3 protein-coding genes are annotated in these 2,355 nt (G+C 69.5%); 2 read left to right on the top strand and 1 reads right to left on the bottom strand.

Going from position 1 to position 2,355, the window contains the following annotated elements; translation table 11 throughout:
- Nucleotides 1-113: 113 nt before the first annotated feature.
- Both D7W81_RS40900 and D7W81_RS40895 read left to right on the top strand, forming a co-directional pair.
- Nucleotides 114-632, top strand: coding sequence for a hypothetical protein (locus D7W81_RS40900; protein WP_120560711.1), 519 nt, complete (start codon nt 114-116; stop codon nt 630-632).
- Between the two features lie 175 nt (nt 633-807).
- Nucleotides 808-1,104: a hypothetical protein gene (locus tag D7W81_RS40895; RefSeq protein WP_120560710.1), complete on the top strand. Its 297-nt coding sequence runs from the start codon at nt 808-810 to the stop codon at nt 1,102-1,104.
- A 127-nt stretch (nt 1,105-1,231) separates the two neighbouring features.
- Here D7W81_RS40895 and D7W81_RS43960 read toward each other — a convergent pair whose 3' ends face one another.
- Nucleotides 1,232-1,843 (bottom strand): LysM peptidoglycan-binding domain-containing protein, encoded by a 612-nt coding sequence (locus D7W81_RS43960; protein WP_120560709.1) that lies wholly within the window; start codon nt 1,841-1,843, stop codon nt 1,232-1,234.
- Between the last annotated feature and the right edge of the window lie 512 nt (nt 1,844-2,355).

Genomic DNA, 2,355 nt, shown 5'->3' with positions numbered 1-2,355 from the left:
CCCCACCCCCGCCCGGCCGCCGGGGGAATCTTCAGGAAATGCCAGGGGTTACTGAACGCGTGTCCAGACCTCCCAACGGAGGGGGACCTGGCGACCCGGGGCGTGAACCGGGCATGTCAGACCCCTCGCGTAGAAATGATCGCGTGAGCCACTCGACCCCGCCATCGTCTCCGTCGCGAGTCCTGGAGCAGCGCAATCTCCTGGGAGGCCTGGACCTCCTGCCGGTGATGAGCCGGGGCAAGCGCGGGCGTCAGTTCCACGTGCCCACGGAGAAGAAGCTGGGGTTCGCGGCCGCGCTGGCGCTGGTGGTGGAGCACGGGCGGGAGAAGGCCAAGGAGACGGGCACCACGTCCATGACGCGCTGCCCGCGCTGCGGCCACGTGGGCCCCACGGAGCAGGACTTCGGCTTCCGCATCATGAGCCGGGGCCAGCGCCGTCCGCAGTCCTGGTGCCGGGGCTGCCGGGGCCAGCACCTGGAGCCGGTGAACGCCTCCCAGCCCCGCCCCGAGGACGGCTGGCTGTTCCCGCCGGAGCCCGCGACCAAGCAGAAGGCGAAGACGAAGGCGGCGGCCAAGTCCGGCAAGCCCAAGGCGAAGAAGCGCGCCCGCCGCGCCAACGAAGACCTCACCTGAAGCGCGCATCCGGCGTGATTCCCGCCTTCGGGAAGCCGCCGCCCGCGTGCCCCCTGTCATCCCGCGCCGCCGGGCGCCCGCGTCCCGCATGCTCCTGGAGCGGCCCCTGTCGCGCCCGCCGCCAGGGATGGCAACACTCCGCCGGGGTCCCTACCTCAGTTCAAAGGAGGACTTCATGTCCGTGCGGACCCGAGTGGCAGGTATCAAGAACAAGCGACGCGTGGATCCCCATGCGGCCCAGGCCAGCGTGCAGGCCAGCAATGGGCGCAAGACGCTGCCCCACGACGAGGCGCTGGCGCTGATGATGGAGAAGGACCTGAAGCGCGTGACGCTGGGCCCCGCCGCCAGCGACCACGGCCCCCGGCGCAACAACCGGGGCACGGGGCTCAAGGGGCGCAAGAAGGCGCCCAGCCAGATGCACATCAAGCGCGCGGGAGGCCCGCGCGACCGCTCCCGGCTGCACGGGGGCTGAAGAAGCGCGTTCCCGCCGCGGAGCTCCTGAAACGACGACGCCCCGCGTGGGAGACGGAGTGCCCCTCTTCGTGAGGGGACCGCCTTCCACCGCGGGGCGCGGTGCGTCTGGCTTCTCTTCGCGCCGGTCAGTAACCGACGTAGCCGCTGCCGCTGTTCAGGCCCTTGATGCCGGGGACGTTGGACACGGAGCCGTAACGCTCAATGGAGTAGCGGACGCCGGCGATGATGTTGTCCACCGGGTTGCGGATGTTGTCGTGGCCGGGGAGCTTGTACGCGTCGAACGTCGGCTGGATGGTCTGCATCAGGCCGATGGACGGCGTGCCCTTCTGGGCGTTGGAGTCCCAGTTGTTGATGGCGTTCGGGTTCCCGCTGGACTCGTGCTGGATGATCTTCGCGATGTCCTGGGGGTTCATCTTGTCCGTCGGGACGCCGTTGGCCTTGAGGATGTCCATGGCCTGCTTGATCCAGTCACCCACCTGGCCCGGGGGCACGTCACCCACCGGCTGCGCGCCCTGGGCGCCCTGCGTCTGCTGCGCCCCGCCCGTCAGGTTCGGCCCGTTGGAGGCACCCTGCGCCTGGAACTCATCCTTGCTGCCCGGGATGTTGAGCTTCGCATCCGCGAAAATGAGGTCCTTGTTCGTGATGTTCGGGTTCGCCTTCACCAGCGAATCCACATCCGTGTTGAAGCGCTTGGCCAGCGCGCTCAGCGTGTCGCCCGACTTGATCTTGTAGTCCATGGGGGAGAAGGACCTTTGTGACTGCCGAATACGTCGTTGCTTGATTCTCGGAAGTTGAACCGCGGAGTTTCGCCTACACTTGCGGTTTTGTAGGCGCTTTCACGCGGAGTACCGCCCGGAACCGACTTCCTGGAGTCCCGCCAGCAACCCTCCGGCGAGGCCGCCGCCAGAAGAGCCCCAGCAGGACGGCGAGTGTAGCGCCCAGGGCTCCGGGACCGCCGCCGCAGCCACATCGGACATCCGGCCGGTCGAAATCCGGTGTCAGGGGGTCAACGGTGGCCTCGCAGGGGGTGAAGCAGCGGCAGGCGTCGTCCCCGTCATCCGCCTCCAGCCGGGCGCACACGCCCCGGGCGCCGCAGGCGGCGTCCTCCGTACAGGCCGCGCCGTAGGTCCCGGCCTGGAGCGTGGGCAGGAGGCACCGGGCGGGAGCCCCTCCGGCGGCCACGCAGAGCAGGCCCGAGGGACAGGCCGCGTCACCCGCGCAGGTTTCCTCACAGAGGGCGTCCAGGGGG

The sequence above is a fragment of the Corallococcus aberystwythensis genome (assembly GCF_003612165.1).
GTDB lineage: Bacteria > Myxococcota > Myxococcia > Myxococcales > Myxococcaceae > Corallococcus > Corallococcus aberystwythensis.
Note: the sequence above shows the minus strand (reverse complement) of the source record. Positions and strands in the feature narration are given on the sequence as shown.

Excerpts from the sequence above, each read along its gene's own strand:
- D7W81_RS40895 (WP_120560710.1), top strand. The coding sequence starts at position 808 with ATGTCCGTGCGGACCCGAGTGGCAGGTATCAAGAACAAGCGACGCGTG.
- D7W81_RS40900 (WP_120560711.1), top strand. The coding sequence starts at position 114 with ATGTCAGACCCCTCGCGTAGAAATGATCGCGTGAGCCACTCGACCCCG.
- D7W81_RS43960 (WP_120560709.1), bottom strand. The coding sequence starts at position 1,843 with ATGGACTACAAGATCAAGTCGGGCGACACGCTGAGCGCGCTGGCCAAG.